This is a genomic window from Paenibacillus sp. XP01 (genome assembly GCF_057364885.1).
Genome location: NZ_CP139481.1, coordinates 3,654,173 through 3,672,377, shown reverse-complemented (window position 1 = coordinate 3,672,377; position 18,205 = coordinate 3,654,173). Strand labels below are relative to the sequence as shown.

Here is an 18,205-nt window from a genome sequence, read left to right as displayed (position 1 = left end):
ACGGATCAAGAATGGAGAGTTAGCGCGATGACACACATCTCATATTACCGTACAAATGAAAGCAAGCGCTTTCTGGACGAAGTTCAGGACGAGGCCTATGCCCGTTCCTCGCTGCATGGGGATGCATGGGTGGAGATGGACAGCCGCATTCCAGTCCGCTATACGACAGATAAAGCGCACACTCCAATAGCATCCCGCCATGCCGGTGCAGAGCCATCACCTGATTTCACATATGCCAATCCCCACAACGATCGCAATTCTTCCTCCGAAGAAACATTACTTCTGTCCGGAACCTGGCGAATGAAGGGAGGCGAGGCGGCTGATCATGGAGATCCGGCGCCTGCGACGGGCTGGTTTGGGCGAAAAGTCCGGGCGAGTGAAGGCATGCGGGAACGTTGGTACGAACCGGCTCACGATCGGAGCGATTGGCTGGAAGTCAGCGTGCCCACAACGGTGCAAAAAGCGCTGGTTGATCAGGAACTGCTGGAAGATCCCCACTGGAGTACCAATACTATCGATGAACTGGAGCATCACGGCATGCCTGAAGAGACCCCCGTCTGGTTCCGCAGGACACGCGTGGAATGCAAGGAATGGTGGTTTGCTACGTCATTTGAACTGCCTGAAGAATGGGTGGGGCGCCGACTTTCCTTGCAGTTCGACGGGATCGACTATTCGGGCACCGTATTTCTCAACGGGGCATCGCTGGGACATCATCAGGGCATGTTTGGCGGCCCCATTCATGACATTACCGAATTGGTTCGATGTGATAAACCCAATGTGGTTGTCGTTCGGCTGGACCCTGCACCTCGAAGCTGGAACGGCCTGATGAAGCCAAGTCCGGGCTTTGGCTGGCATTATGGACACCTCATTTCAATCGGCATCTGGAAGGATGTACGGGTGGTGGCCGAACCGGATATAGCTTTGCTTGATCCGTATGTTGTAACCCTGTCCCACACCTCGGATGAAGCTGTGCTTCACTTGGAGTTTACGGCTGAGAGCAGTCTCGTTGAGCCAGTGGAATTATCCATCAAAGGTTATATCCGATCAAAGAAATCGAAAATGGATGTTGATTCATTTGACCCCGATAACCAAACATGCTGCCAAAGGGATACCCATTTTACTTATTCCATTGAAGTGCCATATGGTCGCAGCAAATTCAGTACCGTGATCAGACTGACCGATCCCGAGGTTTGGTGGCCGGCGGGTTACGGTGAACAGCCTCTCTATGAGCTTGTGTTATCCGGATCAAATTTTGAGCCCATTAAAGTTGGGAAAGCTCACACGTCTTTTGGCATCCGTACGCTTGAAATGCGCCCTATGACCGATGCAGCTCCGGAAACGGAATATCGCTGGCAGTTTGTCATCAATGGCGAGCCAATGTTCATCAAAGGCGCTAACTGGTGTTGGCCTGATGCCATGCTCGACCAGCAGAAAGGGCAGTATGAACGACTGCTGGAGCTCGCGCGCAGGGGCAATGTGCAGATGCTCCGGGCATGGGGCGGCGGGTTGGTGGAAAGTGACGAATTTTATAATCTGTGTGATGAAAAAGGCATTATGGTCTATCAGGAATTCCCGCTCTGCTGGGGTCCGCCCGATTCACCGCTGACTGACCTCGGCGTCATCGACCGGCAGACCGTGCTTTCGGTGAAACGGCTGAGGAACCATCCTTCCTTGATCATGTGGGGCGGCGGCAACGAAAACGGCAATCATGGCGGTGCAGATGAAGGACTCTTTCTGGTTGGAAAAAGATGCCGCGGATACGATCCGTCCCGACCGTTCCATCGAACCGATCCATGGGGAGGCAGCGTGCATAATTGGAACGTATATCACGGGGGTGAACCCTTGGATGAGGCAACGTTAGCGATGCCTTCGGTGTTTTACGGCGAATTCGGCATTCCAAGTCAGACCAATGTTTCAAGCTGTCTCCGCTATATGCCGGAGGAAGAACTGGCGTCATTTCCTCCAACCGAAGACAGCAGGGGCTGGAAAGCGCATTTTCACCAGTTCGGTCTGAAGGATGTCATTAAAGTCATGCGTTACGCCGCATACGGACCGATCCGCGACTGGCAGGACTACATCAACTACTCCCAGACCGCTCAAGGTGATGCGATCCGGCTGACCGCTGATGTACAAAGGGCAGGAACAGGGAGAGACAAGAGCGGCTTTTGGTACTACAAATTCACGGATTGTTTTCCCGGACATTCGTGGGCGGTGGTCGATTTTTACGGTACACCGAAGCTGTCCTATTATCGTGCCAAACAGGCTTCACGTCCGCAAAATGCTTTTATCACCTGCGCCAAATCGGATGCGTGGCAGCCAGATGAAACGTTCCGCGCAGCACTGCATGTCGTGAACGATTCGCGTAACGTCCTTATAAATGCAGCTATCCAAGTCTCGATGTACGACAGCCAATTAACCGAGATGACAACGTGGAATTATCCGGCGCTAACCTTGAAGCCCGGGCTGGCGAGCTGCATCGATCAGCTGGAAGTAACCTTGCCGGAAGAATCAGCAATTCGGCCGTTCTTGATTGCCGTCATGCTTTATGAAAGCAATGGAATGCTCGTGTCCGATCAGTGGTATTGGTTCAATGCCCAGCCGAAGACCCCAGAGCTGATAACTTTTGAGAGGGAGCATCGGCATCAAGCAAACGAATATCCGGGCGATCAGGCCAAGCAGGCGTTTGCATTGTACGCCGAACTCTCCGATGCACCGCTGCGTGAACTTCCGCGCACCACGCTTGAATGGTCTGTCGAGACCCAAGACAAGAACGGTTTCATTGCCATTCGAAACATGGGAAACGTGCCTGCGATTCGGGTGATGATTCACCATTTTCCCGACGAGTGGGGTTGTTATCTGGATGACAACGATTTTGGACTGCTTGCGGGAGAAGAGAGACGCATCCCGTTTGAAATCGGTCCTGAGGTGATGCTGGACGGAATTACTGTAAGTGCTTGGAATGCGTTTGAGACATCCCGGAGCGGCGTGCCCATCATAAGCAAATCGTGCTGACTTACAGGAAGGAGCAATAACATGACATCCATGAAGACCATGGTGGAAATGAAGGAGAAATCAGGATCTGACGAATGGTATGCCAAGTGGATTACGCGACCCGTAGTCCAGCCTCATGACTGGTTTTCATATCAGGCAGAGGTCATTCTCAGCGTGGAAGAAGGTGGTGCCGCATTTCTGTTCGGTTATCGTGATGAAGGCAATCACTGCGGTATTGAACTGCATGAGCATGAAGAAGACATACAGCAGACGCTCGTGTACATTTACCGCGTTGAAGAAGACGTACGCCAGGCTTTGGGGAAGATTGTTTTACCTGCGTTGCACAAACTTCCTCCACGTCTTTCGCTCAAGATAAGTACGGAAGCCGGGGAATGGCAAGTATCCATAGATGAACATTACACGCATCGCTGCATGGCAGCGGATTATGAAGGAACGATTGCATTCCGGACGACAGACGGGCAAAAGGCAACCTTCCGTGATCTGAAGCTCAGCGGGAGTGATGGCCGCGTGCTGTACTCCAACCGCTTTTATGATCCGAAGACGACTCATTTTACCACAGGCACGATTAGCCCTTCGGGGAATGGGCTCGTGCTTGAGGAAAACATGCTGTCGATCTGTGAGGCACCCCTTCCTGTTGACAGCCCTCAGTTTCGCAAAACATTTGAATTGCCGTCGTCTGCACTCGAAGCCAGACTGCGGATCTATTCGGTAGGTTGGTATGAGCTTTGCATCAACGGAAACCGGGCGGACAACCGTGTTCTGGCTCCAGCCAATTCGCCGTATTCCCGCAGAATGCTCTATGACACCTATGACGTGACCCATCTGCTTCAAGAAGGAGAAAACGTACTCGGCGTGTGGCTCGGGAATGGTTACCATTTCAATTATTCGCGGTGGGGATGGAAATGGAATCGGGATAAAGCCTTTATCCTGCAATTGGACCTCCGGTTTGAGGATGGCGGCACGCGCACTATCATGACGGACGAATCTTGGTCATTCGCGTCAAGCCCGATTCTTTCCAACGATATCTATGACGGGGAGTCCTATGATGCACGACAGGAGCACATCGGTTGGGATCAACCGGGATTTCTTGAAAACGGGGATTGGTCGAGGGCTGTAACTGCCGAACCGCCTGTCGGCAAGCTTGAAGCGAACACCCAACCTCCTGTTATGCCTCGCAACCCGGTCGAGCCCATCGCTGTCTTTCGGCCACGTCCGGGCGTGGGCGTATACGATTTTGGTCAAAACATGGCAGGGTGGGTTCGCATTCAGGTAACCGGTCCTGAAGGCAGTCAAGTGCGGCTGAGATACAGCGAGCTGGTCGATGAACAAGGCAGCATCGATCCCTGGACGAATCGAAATGCCAAAGCAACCGACACGTACATTCTCCGCGGGGAGCCGGAAGAACGTTATGAACCTCGCTTCACTTATCACGGCTTCCGTTATGTGGAAGTCAGCGGTGAAACAGATCAACTCTCCATTCAGGCCATTCCCATTCATGCAGATGTCGAGCCGGCCGGCAGCTTTGAATGTTCGGATGAAGGCATCAATCAGCTCTACAGCAATATTCGTTGGTCGTACCTCAACAATCTGGTCAGCATACCCACGGATTGCTGTCAGCGTGATGAGCGCACGCCTTGTCTCATGGATTCCGCTGTCGTTGAGGAAGCCGGCATGCACCATTTCCATATGCAGAATTACTACCGCAAATGGCTCGGAGATATTGAAGAAAGCATGACCAACCCGGACTGGAGCGGGGACAAAGTCTTCCTTCCTTGGCGTCTCTATCGGCATTACAACGATCTGGATACTTTACGCCAGAGTTATCCGTCCATGAAAGCATATATTGACCATCTGCATCAGGTATGGCCAGACCATCAGGTGAAGGATGGCTTTGGGGACTGGTGCCCTCCCAATGATGATGGTTGGGAAAACTACTTTCACGAAGTCGAACTGGTGAATACAAGTATTTACTACAAAATCACGTCCATTGTTGCCGAAACGGCGGTGATCCTGGGCATGAGCGCAGATCATGAACATTATTCGGGGCTGGCTCGGGATATCAACCAGACCTTTCATCGCCATTGGAACTTGGGGAACGGTGTTTACGGCAGCGGTTCCCAGACCGCTCAGCTTCTGCCGCTCGCGTTTGGCATGGTGCCGGTCAAAGAGCGGACCTCAGCCGCAGAGCGGCTTGTGGAAGCTATCTGGGAACACGGCGGTCATCTTCATACAGGCATCTATGGCACAAGATATTTGATTGACGTACTGGCGGACTATGGGCACATCGATGTTGCCTATGAGCTTCTGAGCAAGAAGGAATATCCCGGCTTCGGATACCAGATTGAGCGCGGAGCCACGACGCTCTGGGAGCAATGGAGCGAGAAAGGTGGCATGCATTCCCATGACCACGCCATGTTCGGGGGCATCAGCGTTTCTTTTTACACGCGACTGGCTGGCATTAGGCCCGACTCGCCAGGTTATGAAAAAATATGGATCGAGCCGATCATCCCCTCAAAGTTGGAACGGGTGAGCGCTTCGCTAAGGACGGCACATGGAACCATTGCGGTAGCATGGAAGAAAGACGAGGCAGGCCTGCATATGGAGGTGACGATCCCTGAAGGAACCACAGCCACGCTTGTTGTGCCTCCTGATACAGTAAATGCCGCGAAACTGCGCCGTTCTCACAAATTGAACCCGGGACGACACGTCTTCTCCATCCCAATCGGTACGATCCGATAAAATATGCAGAAAAGGGGAAATACAGATGACGGATATGAAGCATCGTTATGAAAACGGATTTCCAAAGATCGGCATTCGCCCGATCGTGGATCGCCGCAAGCTTGTAAAGGCTGCGCTAGCTGGCAGCACGATGGAACTGGCGCATGAAGCTGCTGCTGCGATTACCTCCGTTCTCCGGAACCCGGACGGCTCCCCAGTGCAGGTTGTCATCTTTGATACATGCATCTCCGGAATGAGCGAAGCAGCCCGCTGTGCCGAGCAATTCAGGAAGGAAGGCGTCGGCGTCCTGGTCACGGTGGCAAACGGTTGGTGTTATCCGCTTGAAACGATGGAAACGGATCCAACCCTGCCGCACGCCGTCTGGGGATTCAATGGCACCGAACGGCCCGGTGCGGTCTACCTGGCTGCGCTGCATGCGGCGCATAACCAGAAAGGCCTGCCCATTTTCAAAATCTACGGCAGGCATATTCAGGACCGGGAGGAACGCAATCTGCCAGAGGATGTTAGGGATCAACTGATCCGGTTCACCCGTGCGGGTCTGGCTGCTGCACTGCTGCGAGGAAAATCCTATCTGTCGATCGGCTCCGTCTCCATGGGCATCGCAGGTTGTGTTGTAGACGAAGATTTCTACCAGCGTTATCTGGGCATGCGCAACGCCTATGTGGACATGACTGAGGTTGCGCGCAGGCTGGAGAAACATATTTATGACGAGCAGGAATTCCACTCAGCTATGGCTTGGGCCGAGCTTCATTGCAAAGAAGGACCTGATCCCAATCCGGAATCGGTTCAAATCGATCCAGAGAGCAAAAAGGAAAACTGGAAAACTTCCATCCGCATGACGTTGATCGTGCGTGATCTGATGATTGGCAATCCCAAACTGGCCGAGTTGGGATATGAAGAGGAGGCGTATGGTTATAACGCCATTGCTTCCGGGTTCCAGGGACAGCGTGAATGGACCGATCACCTTCCCAGTGCGGATGTGCTGGAAGCGATTCTGTGCAGTTCATTCGACTGGAATGGCATTCGCGAACCCTATATGGTCGCCACCGAGAACGACAATCTGAACGCCATCACCATGCTGTTCAATCACTATTTGTCGCATACCGCCCAGATTTTTGCCGATGTTCGCGCGTTTTGGAGTCCGGAAGCCGTGAAACGAGTGACAGACTGGCAGCCGGATGGCTTGGCTGCGGCAGGGTTCATGCATCTGATCAATTCGGGACCGGCGGCGCTTGATGGAACGGGGGAGCAGCTTCGCGACGGTCAGCCCGCGATGAAGCCTCACTGGGAGATTGACGAACAGGAGGTTCAGGCTTGCCTAAATGCTGTAAGCTGGCGACCAACCTATATGGACCAATTTGCAGGCGGTGGCTATTCTACCGACTTTACAACGCGAGGGGGAATGCCCGTCACGATGGCACGCATTAACCTCATAGCAGGGCTGGGGCCGGTGCTTCAGCTTGCGGAAGGGTATACTTTGGAGTTGCCGGAGGAAGTACATCAACGACTGGATCTGCGAACGACGCCAACGTGGCCGACGACATGGTTTGTTCCGAAACGGGTAGCGGGTGATCCGATATTCGATGACGTCTACAGCGTGATGGAAGCCTGGGGTTCGAACCATTGTGCTGTAAGCTATGGCCACATCGGAGCCGACTTGATTACGCTTGCGAGCATATTGCGCATTCCGGTTAACATGCACAATGTTGAAGCAAGGCGCATTTTCCGGCCTAGCGCCTGGTCAGCATTTGGCACGAAAGATCCGGAAGCTGCAGACTACCGTGCTTGTGCTGCATATGGCCCGTTGTATGGCTGAGCTGAGAGGATGGCAGGATTGGAAATCCTTTGTGACTATGGACAAGTAATCATTTATGACTCGGAGGTTGCAGGCTAATGATGACCCATTTACAGCCTAAAGGGATTGGCAACATGGAAAAGTTCGACTTGCTTCCTGTGCTAAAAGACGGCGTGCAGGTTCACTATGAAGGAAGCATCGACAAGCAGGGACGCAATGCGGACTGGGACTGGTGGCTTTATAAGGACGGCAAGGAGTGGGTGATTTTTGATTATTGCGGTCCAGGATGCATCTATAATTTCGTCCAACACCGTTATCCCGAGAGTCCGGAACCTACCTTTTCTTTTTATTTTGACGGCGAGGATACGCCCCGATTTGTGATCAAGGCCTCCGAATTCGGGAGTAAATTTCCTTTCGTAACTCCGCTGGCAGACGCTTATATTGGGCCCGAGGACAATGGACGCGGACCTATTCGCGTAGTCCGAAGTTATGTCCCTATGCCCTTCAAGAAATCATGCAGAATTACCTCGGATATTCAACTGAAAGGAGCAGCCAAAGGAGATGGCGGTTGGGGCCATGTCATTTATCATTCCTATAGTGACTCTGATCAAGTGGTTACGTTCACGGGAAAAGAAAACTATGCCCCGCTGATCGAAATGTGGTCTCGGGTTGGTGAAGATCCCAAAACGGCCGTGGAATGCAAGTCTCGATATTACGAAATGTTGACCGTTAAAGCAGGGGAGAAGCTAACCATTCTGGAAGAGGTCGGGCAAGGCAGTATCGCCTCCATAAGCGCTGCATTCAATCCCCGCTCCTTTTCATCCGAAGACCTGCAGCACCTTTGGATCAAAGCAAGTTGGGATAAACATGAACAACCGGATATTTGGTGCCCCATAGGTGTATTCTTCGGCAACGAGCTTGGATTTAATCCTGTCGGCGTACTGTCGCACGGAAGACGAGGGGACGGATTGTTCTATAACTATTTCTCCATGCCGTACTGGGAGCATGCGGTGATTGAACTGGTGAACAAAGGGAACCGTGACGTATGGTTATCCGAATTAAACATTGAATTTACAGAAGAGCGGAACGCTGTTTATGAGAAGGGCCGAACCGGTTATTTTCGCACATCGAAATATTATGAACGCCAGGCAACAGCAGGATCGGACAGCATCATCGGTCAACTCAAGGGAAGAGGACACATGGTAGCTGGTCATGTAACAGGTTTTACCCATAAACCGGGCACGATCAGCTGTGAGGGCGATGTCCGTGTGCATATTGACGGCAATGCGACACCACAAGTTGAAAGCGACGGTTCCGAGAGCTGGATATGTTATGGTTGGGGGTTTCCCACGCCGCCTGAATGTAATCCATCGAGCGCCTATGACGGAATTCCTGACAACCCGTGGTCGATGGTCAGAATGTGCAGCGGTGACTGGTATCCGTTTCAGACGGAGCTCGTATTTGGTATCGAAGCAGGCGAGCATAACAACCAGTATCTCGAACATTCAGGCATTCTGTTCTACTATGGTGTGGACGATCCGGGAATGGTTCTGACGGACGAAATGGATATTGGCGACCCCTCATCGGAGAGGAACCATGATTACAAAACAGGAGGCAGCCGCGGTTACTACACTCTGGATTCAGCTTATGAAGGGGATCAAGACGATATCATTATTCGCGATAGTGGGCATGAAACAGACGGTTATAGTGAATTCACAATCCGCATCAGGGAGGACAACAGCGGCGTAAGGCTGCGGCGGCGATGCGATCAGATCACAGGGAGACAACGGGCTTTCGTTCATGTAGATGGGGTGAAAGTAAAAGAAAGAACGTGGTACACTGCGGACCGAAATCCCTACAAACGATGGTTGGATGATGAGTTTGTGATCCCTGCATCTTATACCAGAGGCAAGAGGGAGCTGCATATTCGAATCGAATTTATTCAGGACGGAGAGGCCAGAGCATGGAACGAATTCCGTTATTGGGTATATACGATGAACTAGAGGAACGGTGCTGATGATTGATGAGGTATCGGGACAGTTGTGGGCAAGTTTATGTTTTTGTCATTTAAGGAACAATATTCCTGTTCTCGGACAGCCTGATCTGTCGAGGGACAAGAACATATTCCCATTGAAGTCGCTATTTTGGCGGCTTTTTTGTTCTATAAGTACAAGTTATTGTCCCAATCCAAGGACAATAACTTGTACCGATGTTCATAGTCAATTCCCTGTTCATGAAGCTGTTCTCACGTGCTGTGGCGGGCCGCCGGCGCTGCTAAGTGAGTTGGATCGGTGCGGGACCCCGTGCGCGTTGGGGCCGTTCAGGGCCGTTCAATGCCCTCGAAGATGCGCAGGACCTCGGCCGCATGGGCGGTGGGGTCGAATGGTGGGTTGCCAATCCCATGTGTGACAGGTTCCGTGGTCACGGAGCTCCAAAGCCGATCGTGCTTGCCTGCGGCAAAGTCGAGGAGAGCGTCGCGGACGAAGGTGTCCCGGATGGCTTGCTCGTCGCTATGTCGGGGGCGTTGCTGGCCGACGATGCCGTACATCTCCGTGCCGTGTACGGCTGGCGCACCCTCGACAGGGCCAACGGCGAGCAGGTGGGCGTTGCCGCCTGCAGCGGCGTGGGCGAGTGCCGCACGGGCGGCGGGCAGGGTATAGAGGTAGTCGGTCAAGAGCGCCCCGCGTACTTCGACAGGAGTTCGTCCGTTGACGTCGTAGGCGGCGACGATGCGCCGAGCACGGCTTCGAGGGATCCGCGACTTCGTTACCAATTCGTCAACGAGGTTGTCGATGCTGCCCGGGTCGAACTGCTCGGTCGCGTTGATAACCCACCAGTCCCCCTCGTTCGTCGCCGTGCTAAAGAGAATGTCGACGTCGCGGTGACGCCCGGATTCGAGGACACGCAGCGGCGTGTCTGCGAGAATAGCCCCGGTCTGAGAGTGGTCGTTCACGATGCCAATCGTCGTGTTGTCGATGCCGTTTCGGTCGCCGATGTCACGTGGGCTAATCTTAACGAGCGTCTCGGCGAGGAGCTTCCCATCCAGGGTGAGCAGTTGTTCGGGTTCGTCCGCGATGCCGAGTTCGGTGAGAAACTTGATCGCTAGTTCTTCTGCCCACCAGGCCGGAACGATCCGGGATGCGCCGCCGGAGAACGCAGCGAGGCGCTGGTAGAGGCCGTCGGCCGCCGGAGCTGCAAGGAGCGCTATCGAGGAGAACGCGCCGGCGCTGTGGCCGGTGACGGTGACGTTCTGAGGGTCGCCACCGAAGCGAGAGATGTTCTCCTGCACCCATCTGAGCGCGGTGATGATGTCCTGCAGGCCGAGGTTAGTGGCATCCGCGAACGCGCCGCCGTATTGGGAGAGCGAGAGCCAACCGAACGGGCCGAGCCGGTAGTTCAGGGACACCCCGATGGCGCGGCCGGTCGCGGCGAGACCTGAGGCGTTCGAAGTGGTCTGGGTGTTCGCGCCGCGTTCGAAGCCGCCACCGTAGATGTAGACGACTACGGGGAGCGGTTCGTCGCCAGCGTTTTCGGGTGCCCAGACGTTGAGGTTCAGGCAGTCCTCGCTTAAACCGTTGTCGGCCTCCAACCAGCTATTGTCGCCCGGTTGGAGCGGGGCGGGTCCCTTCTGGTCGTATGACAAGGCCGGGTTAAACGGCAGCAAAATGGGTCGGCGGAAGCGTTCTGCACTGGCGTAGGGGATGCCTAGCCAGGAGCGGACCGCTTGGCCGGCGGTATCAGTGTTGTTCGTGTGATGATTCTTTCCGTTGAGAGTATGGTCAGGTGTCATTTGTATTTCTCCTTTCAAAGGTGAAGCGGTATGATCATTTTAGGCCATTATTTATAATAAGAAAAGGTGAAATCAAGACCTGATATGACATATTTGGGACATGTCAGTCAAACCCATCTGCCTTAGAGTGATTAAGGATGCTGTGTTGGTGTGTACACGTCCAACATGAGGGAAGATATCTTGAATGCCGCAGCTACCGAGTATACCCACCTGAATACAGTGATCCTGCCTGAAATCCCAAGGATTTCGCAAAAAGCAGCGGATCACATTCCTCTTGCTGTTCCATTAGCTTTAACATAATTTGGGCACATGCCCGGGCATCATCGAGCGCATTATGGTGATTTAGTCGAATTCCGAAATGGTTAGAGATGATGTTTAATTTATGGGAGGATAGCTCTTGTAGCAGCTTTTTCCCAATTCTGTACGTACATAAATATTGTATCTCAGGATAGCTATTTTCAGCGGCATCTAAGCAATACCTCAGCACGCTTATATCAAAAACAGCATTATGTGCAATGATAATTTCTCCGGATATTAGTGGTTCAATGGTTGTCCATAGTTCTCCAAATACAGGTTGCTTGTCAACCATGGAGGGTGTAATACCGTGGATGGCCATATTCATTCGATTAAACGGCTGTTGTGGATCAATTAGCCATTCATATTCACCAGTTACAATCCCATCTCTAACTTGAACTAAACCCAGAGAGCACGCACTCGATCGGTTCAAGTTTGCGGTTTCAAAATCAATTGCTGTAAAATTCAATGGCTCATTCTCCTTTATCTACCCATACCTTAAAAGAAGGATAGGCCCCGCCTATTCAAGCACTTTTCCTTTTAAGGGATAAACCTTATCGGAAGAAATGAATATCATTTCCTCCGGAAAAAACTTTTTAAAATACTTTTCCACTCTAAGATGAATATCCATTTGATACCATCCGGACAACTCGTTCTCTTTAAACAAAAATGGCATGCCTAAGCGCTCGGAACGTTTCCCCCTTGTTCCATCTCCAATGTTAAGTGTGTCGATGTAGATCCGATCAACGATGGACTCCAGTGTTTTAGGAAAATCGGGTGTGAATGGAAGTACAGGCGAAATGGAAGCTTGGGTAGCGATTCCTACGTTATTCACTTCTTTTAATGCCTTCAAGCGTAACTTAATACCTGGAGCATGGGGAGCGAACAATCGTTTCATATCTTCCCGATCCGTTTCTATAGTCATAGAGACAAGGACCTCGCATTTTTGATTTAGTTCAAGTAATAAATGAAGATCCCTTACGACAAGAGGACTTCGTGTTTGGATCTGAAGGAAATCCGGAGGGTATTTGATCATTTCCTCTAAAATAGAGCGTGTTAGCTCCGTCTTCCGTTCCAGTGGTTGATAGGGATCTGTTGCAGTAGACATAAAAAGATGAATGGACTTATTTCTCCGGCGGAGATTGACCATCTCATTCCGATATTTGTCGGCCGCATTTGTTTTGATGCTTACCCATTCTCCCCATGGAGTATCACTGTACCTTTGAATAGGCATTTCCCTAACGTAGCAATACCTGCATCCAAAAGCACAACCACTATAAGGATTTAATGAATGTGTGAAACCAACACTTGAATCTCCTTTCATTTCAGTTAAGATTTTTTTTGCTGTTATGCTGTTAATCTGCATGTTAGCCTCCCATATATCGGATGCTGATACTAAATTAAAGAGCGATCAGATCAATCCAAGTAACGCGAACTGACTGCCTGTTTTGTTTCGTCCCAATATTATGGTATGATCATTTTAGGTCATTTATCAGATTTGATGAAGGCAAAAACGGGAAATTTAATGATACTTTACAGACATTTCGCTTCGTCAAATACTCTTAAAGGAGGTTCGTGTAATCGTTCATTCATTCAAACAGGAAAATAATATAAGACCTCTTAAATATAAACCCGTGTTTTCTTACCCCTACGATCTGGAGATTTTTAGTGTATCTTCTCTCAAAGAGCGAACACCAGAGGAACGTATGAAAATCACTTATCGTTATGAGTTTTATATGCTCATTTGTGTCACCGAAGGAACATGTACTCAATGGATCGATTTTGAGCCCATCCCTTGTAAGGAAGGAACTTTGATAGTCGTAACACCTGGACAAGTCCATAATTTTGGAAACGATGAGAACTGGGATGGATGGGTTATTCTTTTCCGTGAGGAATTCCTTCTTCCTACTTCACTTACGTTGAATGAACTGAATTTAACGTTTGATATCGGCAGAACCCCTAAGGGTTTAACACTAAATAATACAGAGCTGCAGAGAGCAAACACGTTGATCGAGCAAATGGTTCAAGACTCCTTAATTCAAGTAGCTAAAGAAGATGTTCATATATTGTTACGGTTTCAGCTTTATGCATTTGTAGCTTGGCTCAACATTATTCATAAACAAAAAAATATCTCTACTCCTTCTCAGGTCTCACCAAAGTTTTTAAAATTTCAAGAATTAGTGGAGAAAAATTTTGCCAAGTTAAATCATGTTAGTGACTATGCCGCCCTTTTAAATTGCACAGAAAAAACGTTAACACGGGTTACGGTCGCAGCTGTTGGAATAAGTGCTAAAGCTTTCATATCCGCTCGAATTAGTCTCGAAGCTAAACGTTTATTAATGCATACAGATTACTTGATTAGCGACATTGCAGAAATGCTTAATTTTCAAGAAACCACTCATTTTAGTAAATTTTTCAAACGGGAAACTGGCTATACGCCTGTCGAATTCCGAAAGCAGAACCTTTAAATGGAGTGATACTGTGATACAAGGAACATTATTTGATAATGAACATGATCGACCGTTGGCTAATCGTGTGCGTCCTCAATCGTTGGAAGACTTTATAGGACAAAAACATTTACTTGGCCCTGGAAAAGTTCTGCAGGATATGATCAAAAATGATCAAGTGTCTTCTATGATATTTTGGGGCCCTCCAGGTGTTGGCAAAACTACACTAGCTAAAATTATTGCCAATCAAACCAAGTCTAAATTTATTGATTTTAGTGCTGTAACCAGCGGAATTAAAGATATCCGGAATGTAATGAAGGAAGCTGAGGGAAACAGGCAATTAGGGGAGAAAACCCTTCTATTCATCGATGAAATTCATCGCTTTAATAAGGCACAACAGGATGCTTTTCTTCCGTATGTGGAAAAAGGAAGCATTATTCTCATCGGCGCGACAACCGAAAATCCATCGTTTGAAGTTAACTCAGCTTTGTTATCCCGCAGCAAAGTTTTTGTCCTTCATCAATTAAGCAGTGAAGATATTGTTGAATTATTAAAAAAAGCGATTTTGGATCCTAGAGGATACGGAGATCAAAAGATCGGTTTTGAAGAGGGCGTACTATCTGCTATCGCGGAATATTCAAATGGCGATGCCAGAGTGGCATTAAACACCTTAGAAATGGCTGTGCTAAATGGAGAGAAACAAGCTGAAGCTATTGAAATCAGCAAAGAAGGGCTGCTTCAAATTATTCATCGAAAATTACTATTGTATGACAAAGATGGAGAAGAACACTACAATATCATTTCTGCATTGCATAAATCCATGCGAAATAGTGATGTAAATGCATCTATTTATTGGTTGTCTCGAATGTTGGAATCCGGTGAAGATCCTTTATTTATTGCTCGTAGGCTCGTTAGGTTTGCAAGTGAGGACGTGGGTCTGGCAGACAATAGGGCTTTGGAAATCGCTGTTTCGGTGTTTCAAGCATGTCAATTCATAGGGATGCCAGAGTGCGATGTACATCTAACACAAGCCGTTATCTATCTGACCCTGGCTCCCAAATCAAATTCTGCTTACTTGGCTTACCGTTATGCGAAAAAAGATGCCCTACATTCCATGAGTGAACCTGTTCCTTTGCAACTTCGGAACGCTCCAACGAAGCTTATGAAAGAGCTGAACTATGGTAAAGGGTATCAGTACGCCCATGACACGGAAGAAAAGCTAACAACGATGCAGACTATGCCAGATTCCCTGATCGGACGCGAATATTACCATCCGACAACACAGGGGTCTGAATTTAAAATTAAACAAAGGATGGAAGAAATTACAGCATGGCACAAGAAGAAAAACACCAATCATGAATAGGCTTTACAGATAGGAGGATACCTCAATGAAATTAGAAGAAATCGTAGAATACTGTTTATCTTATCCAGCCTCATATGAGGACCATCCCTTTGGAGAAGGTTGGACAGCCATACGCCACAAAGGGAACGAGAAGATCTTTGCGTTAATATTTGAAAAAGATGGTCATCTTTGCGTTAACTTGAAATGTGATCCCGATCGATCTGAATTCCTCCGAAACGCATTTGAAGAAGTTAAGCCGGGATATCATATGAGTAAAGAACATTGGAATACGATCATCTTAGATGGAAACCTTCCGGTGGATGATCTTCACGATATGGTAAAACATAGTTTTGACCTGACGAAACCCAAACGTAAAGTGAAATAACTTATGTGACCTTTCTGCAATGTTACGCAACAACGATTTGGATCTGAGAGATCGCGCAGCACGCTTAAAGGAGGGTACTTTGTATATGTACTTAAAAACTCATTAAGCACCGTAATACATGAAGATGTTCACATTGTAGCGGGACAACTGACACGATAAAAGGTAAAACATAAGTGGTTAGGTATAAAGAAAAATGTCGTATGAAGTGATTGCTAACTGAATAAATGTGTGATACTATGATCCAGTAAACGTTTACATCAATAAAGAATTGAATATTAGCAGTATTTGGCTGTTACTGGTAAAGCAGGCATGACCAAAATGATTTTGCTTTTTCCTTATGTGAGTAGGGGAAGGCATATCGTTTTGGTCTTTTTTTATATCCAAATTCAGAAATGAGGCTAAGGTATGGATTATCGCAAGTTGGGACAAGAGATTACGGAATTGGTTGGAAAGAAGGATAATATCGCTCGGCTTACGCACTGCGCAACCCGACTTCGGTTCGAGCTGCATGATATCTCCAAAGCGGAGACAGAAAAACTCAAAGCTCTTCCAGGTGTCATTACCGTTGTGAACAATGGTGGACAATACCAGGTTGTCGTGGGCAATGAAGTCCAGCAGGTCTACCGAGTTATCACTCAGCAGATGGGTTCGGCAACTCGAAGTGCGGAGTCCAAATCAGATTCCGGCCAAAATAACGGACCAAAGCAGAAACAGAGCTGGATTTCCAGATTCATCAGCGTCATCTCGACGACATTTACTCCAGTAATACCGGCAATTATTGGCGCGGGTATGATCAAAGCGATATTAGCCGTACTTGTGCTGACAGGCCTCGTAACTACAGAAAGCCAAAACTATTATATCCTTAACACCATTGCGGATGCGGCGTTTTATTTCATGCCTATTCTACTGGCTTATGGAGCTTCCATTAAGTTCGAAACAAGTCCAATTCTGGCGATGACAGTTGCCGGTGTTTTGTTACACCCGGGATGGAGCGCCTTGATGGCGGAAGGAAAAGACGTGTTTTTCATCGGTGTTCCAGTTCGACTAACCGATTACGCAGGCTCCGTGCTGCCAATTATTATTGTCGTTTGGCTCATGTCTTATATTGAACGTTTCGCGGATCGAGTATCGCCCTCAATGATCAAATTTTTCACGAAACCGATGATTGTGCTATTGATTACAGCACCTCTTGCCTTGGTGGCGATCGGGCCCTTCGGAACGTACCTGAATGATCTGGTTGCGATGGGTGCAGAAGCGATTAATGCCAGAGCCAGTTGGCTGATTCCTTTGTTAATGGGAACTTTGCAGCCGTTCTTGATCGTGACAGGCACTGCATGGGCAATGACGCCGATTGCAACAAGCCAACTGACCAAAAATGGATATGAAATGATCAACGGTCCGGGAATGCTCGCGTCCAATATTGCTCAAGGTGGGGCCACGCTTGCTGTAGCATTAAAAACAAAAAACAAAAAACTGAAACAGCTCGCTGCTTCATCCGGTTTCACCGCTGTGCTGGGAATTACGGAACCATCGTTGTACGGCGTAACGCTGAAACTGAAAAAACCCTTGATTGCCGCAATGATTGGTGGTGGTGTAGCAGGGATATACGCCGGTCTGACCGGATTAGTGCGTTATGCCTTCGTTTCTCCGGGACTTGCCGCTTTGCCTGCCTTCATAGGCAGCAATCCGATGAACATCGTTCATGCTATTGTGACTTGTCTGATCGCTTTTATCGTTACCTTTGCTCTGACATGGATCATTGGTTTTGAGGATCCAGTAGACGATGAAGAAGGAAATACCAACATTAACGATGACAAGACGCTTTCCCAAGAACCTGTTAAAGACAACAATCCAGGCACGCAGTCTGCTGCAACAAATGCAAATGTACCCGGCCAAAATGAATTACGCCCACTTACGATCGCCAGCCCGATGCAAGGGGAATTAGTCCATCTGGACCGAGTACCAGACGATGTGTTCTCTTTGGGATTACTGGGTAAAGGTGCTGCAATTATTCCTGCCAAAGGAGAATTGTATGCACCGATCACAGGGGAAGTTACGGCCTTCATGGACTCCAAACACGCGGTCAAATTAAATGGTTATGATGGAGAAGAGGTGCTCATTCATATTGGAGTGGATACCGTCAACCTGAAGGGGAGACATTTCGACTCTTCCATTAAAGTGGGGGACCGGGTAAAACGGGGTGACTTGTTGATCAGCTTTGATATCGATGCCATCAAGGCAGAAGGGTATGAAGTCATAACCCCGATCATTATCGCCAATTCGGATCGTTTCCCGGACATTAAGCTGGAGAAGCAGAGTCCTGTGGAGGTTGGAGCGACTATTATCCACCTTTCGTAACAACCTTAATACGGCCCGTCATATATCTTGATCAACATTAAAA

At 49.1% G+C, this 18,205-nt stretch carries 11 protein-coding genes; 8 read left to right on the top strand and 3 right to left on the bottom strand.

All coding sequences use genetic code 11. The features are described from left to right. Positions 1–27 precede the first annotated feature (27 nt). The 4 genes from SNR34_RS16610 to SNR34_RS16595 all read left to right on the top strand — a co-directional run bounded on the left by SNR34_RS16610 (position 28) and on the right by SNR34_RS16595 (position 9,549). On the top strand, positions 28–3,012 hold the full coding sequence (locus tag SNR34_RS16610; RefSeq protein ID WP_486179651.1) for a glycoside hydrolase family 2 protein: 2,985 nt from the start codon (positions 28–30) through the stop codon (positions 3,010–3,012). Positions 3,013–3,033: 21 nt separating this feature from the next. Then, complete coding sequence (locus SNR34_RS16605) at positions 3,034–5,751, top strand: family 78 glycoside hydrolase catalytic domain (RefSeq protein ID WP_486179650.1); 2,718 nt, start codon at positions 3,034–3,036, stop codon at positions 5,749–5,751. A 25-nt stretch (positions 5,752–5,776) separates the two neighbouring features. Further along, complete coding sequence (locus SNR34_RS16600) at positions 5,777–7,567, top strand: L-fucose isomerase (protein ID WP_486179649.1); 1,791 nt, start codon at positions 5,777–5,779, stop codon at positions 7,565–7,567. 77 nt (positions 7,568–7,644) lie between these two features. Beyond that, positions 7,645–9,549 carry a DUF2961 domain-containing protein gene (locus SNR34_RS16595; RefSeq protein ID WP_486179648.1) on the top strand — a complete coding sequence of 635 codons (1,905 nt, stop codon included), beginning with the start codon at positions 7,645–7,647 and terminating at the stop codon, positions 9,547–9,549. Between the two features lie 317 nt (positions 9,550–9,866). Here the strand turns inward: SNR34_RS16595 and SNR34_RS16590 are convergent, their stop codons facing one another. The 3 genes from SNR34_RS16590 to SNR34_RS16580 form a co-directional block, all read right to left on the bottom strand. Continuing rightward, positions 9,867–11,336: a carboxylesterase family protein gene (locus tag SNR34_RS16590; protein WP_486179647.1), complete on the bottom strand. Its 1,470-nt coding sequence runs from the start codon at positions 11,334–11,336 to the stop codon at positions 9,867–9,869. 193 nt (positions 11,337–11,529) lie between these two features. Beyond that, positions 11,530–12,099, bottom strand: a complete 570-nt coding sequence (locus SNR34_RS16585) for a 3'-5' exonuclease (protein WP_486179646.1) — start codon at positions 12,097–12,099, stop codon at positions 11,530–11,532. 51 nt (positions 12,100–12,150) lie between these two features. Beyond that, positions 12,151–12,996, bottom strand: a complete 846-nt coding sequence (locus SNR34_RS16580) for a radical SAM protein (RefSeq protein WP_486179645.1) — start codon at positions 12,994–12,996, stop codon at positions 12,151–12,153. A 268-nt stretch (positions 12,997–13,264) separates the two neighbouring features. On the opposite strand from SNR34_RS16580, the gene SNR34_RS16575 reads away from it, so the two are divergent. The 4 genes from SNR34_RS16575 to SNR34_RS16560 all read left to right on the top strand — a co-directional run bounded on the left by SNR34_RS16575 (position 13,265) and on the right by SNR34_RS16560 (position 18,162). Then, a complete protein-coding gene (locus tag SNR34_RS16575) occupies positions 13,265–14,098 on the top strand; it encodes an AraC family transcriptional regulator (RefSeq protein WP_486179644.1) in 834 nt (277 codons plus the stop codon). 13 nt (positions 14,099–14,111) lie between these two features. Beyond that, complete coding sequence (locus SNR34_RS16570) at positions 14,112–15,440, top strand: replication-associated recombination protein A (protein ID WP_486179643.1); 1,329 nt, start codon at positions 14,112–14,114, stop codon at positions 15,438–15,440. Positions 15,441–15,465: 25 nt separating this feature from the next. Then, positions 15,466–15,804, top strand: coding sequence for an MmcQ/YjbR family DNA-binding protein (locus tag SNR34_RS16565; RefSeq protein WP_236412779.1), 339 nt, complete (start codon positions 15,466–15,468; stop codon positions 15,802–15,804). Between the two features lie 405 nt (positions 15,805–16,209). Then, complete coding sequence (locus tag SNR34_RS16560; protein WP_236412780.1) at positions 16,210–18,162, top strand: beta-glucoside-specific PTS transporter subunit IIABC; 1,953 nt, start codon at positions 16,210–16,212, stop codon at positions 18,160–18,162. Positions 18,163–18,205 lie beyond the last annotated feature (43 nt).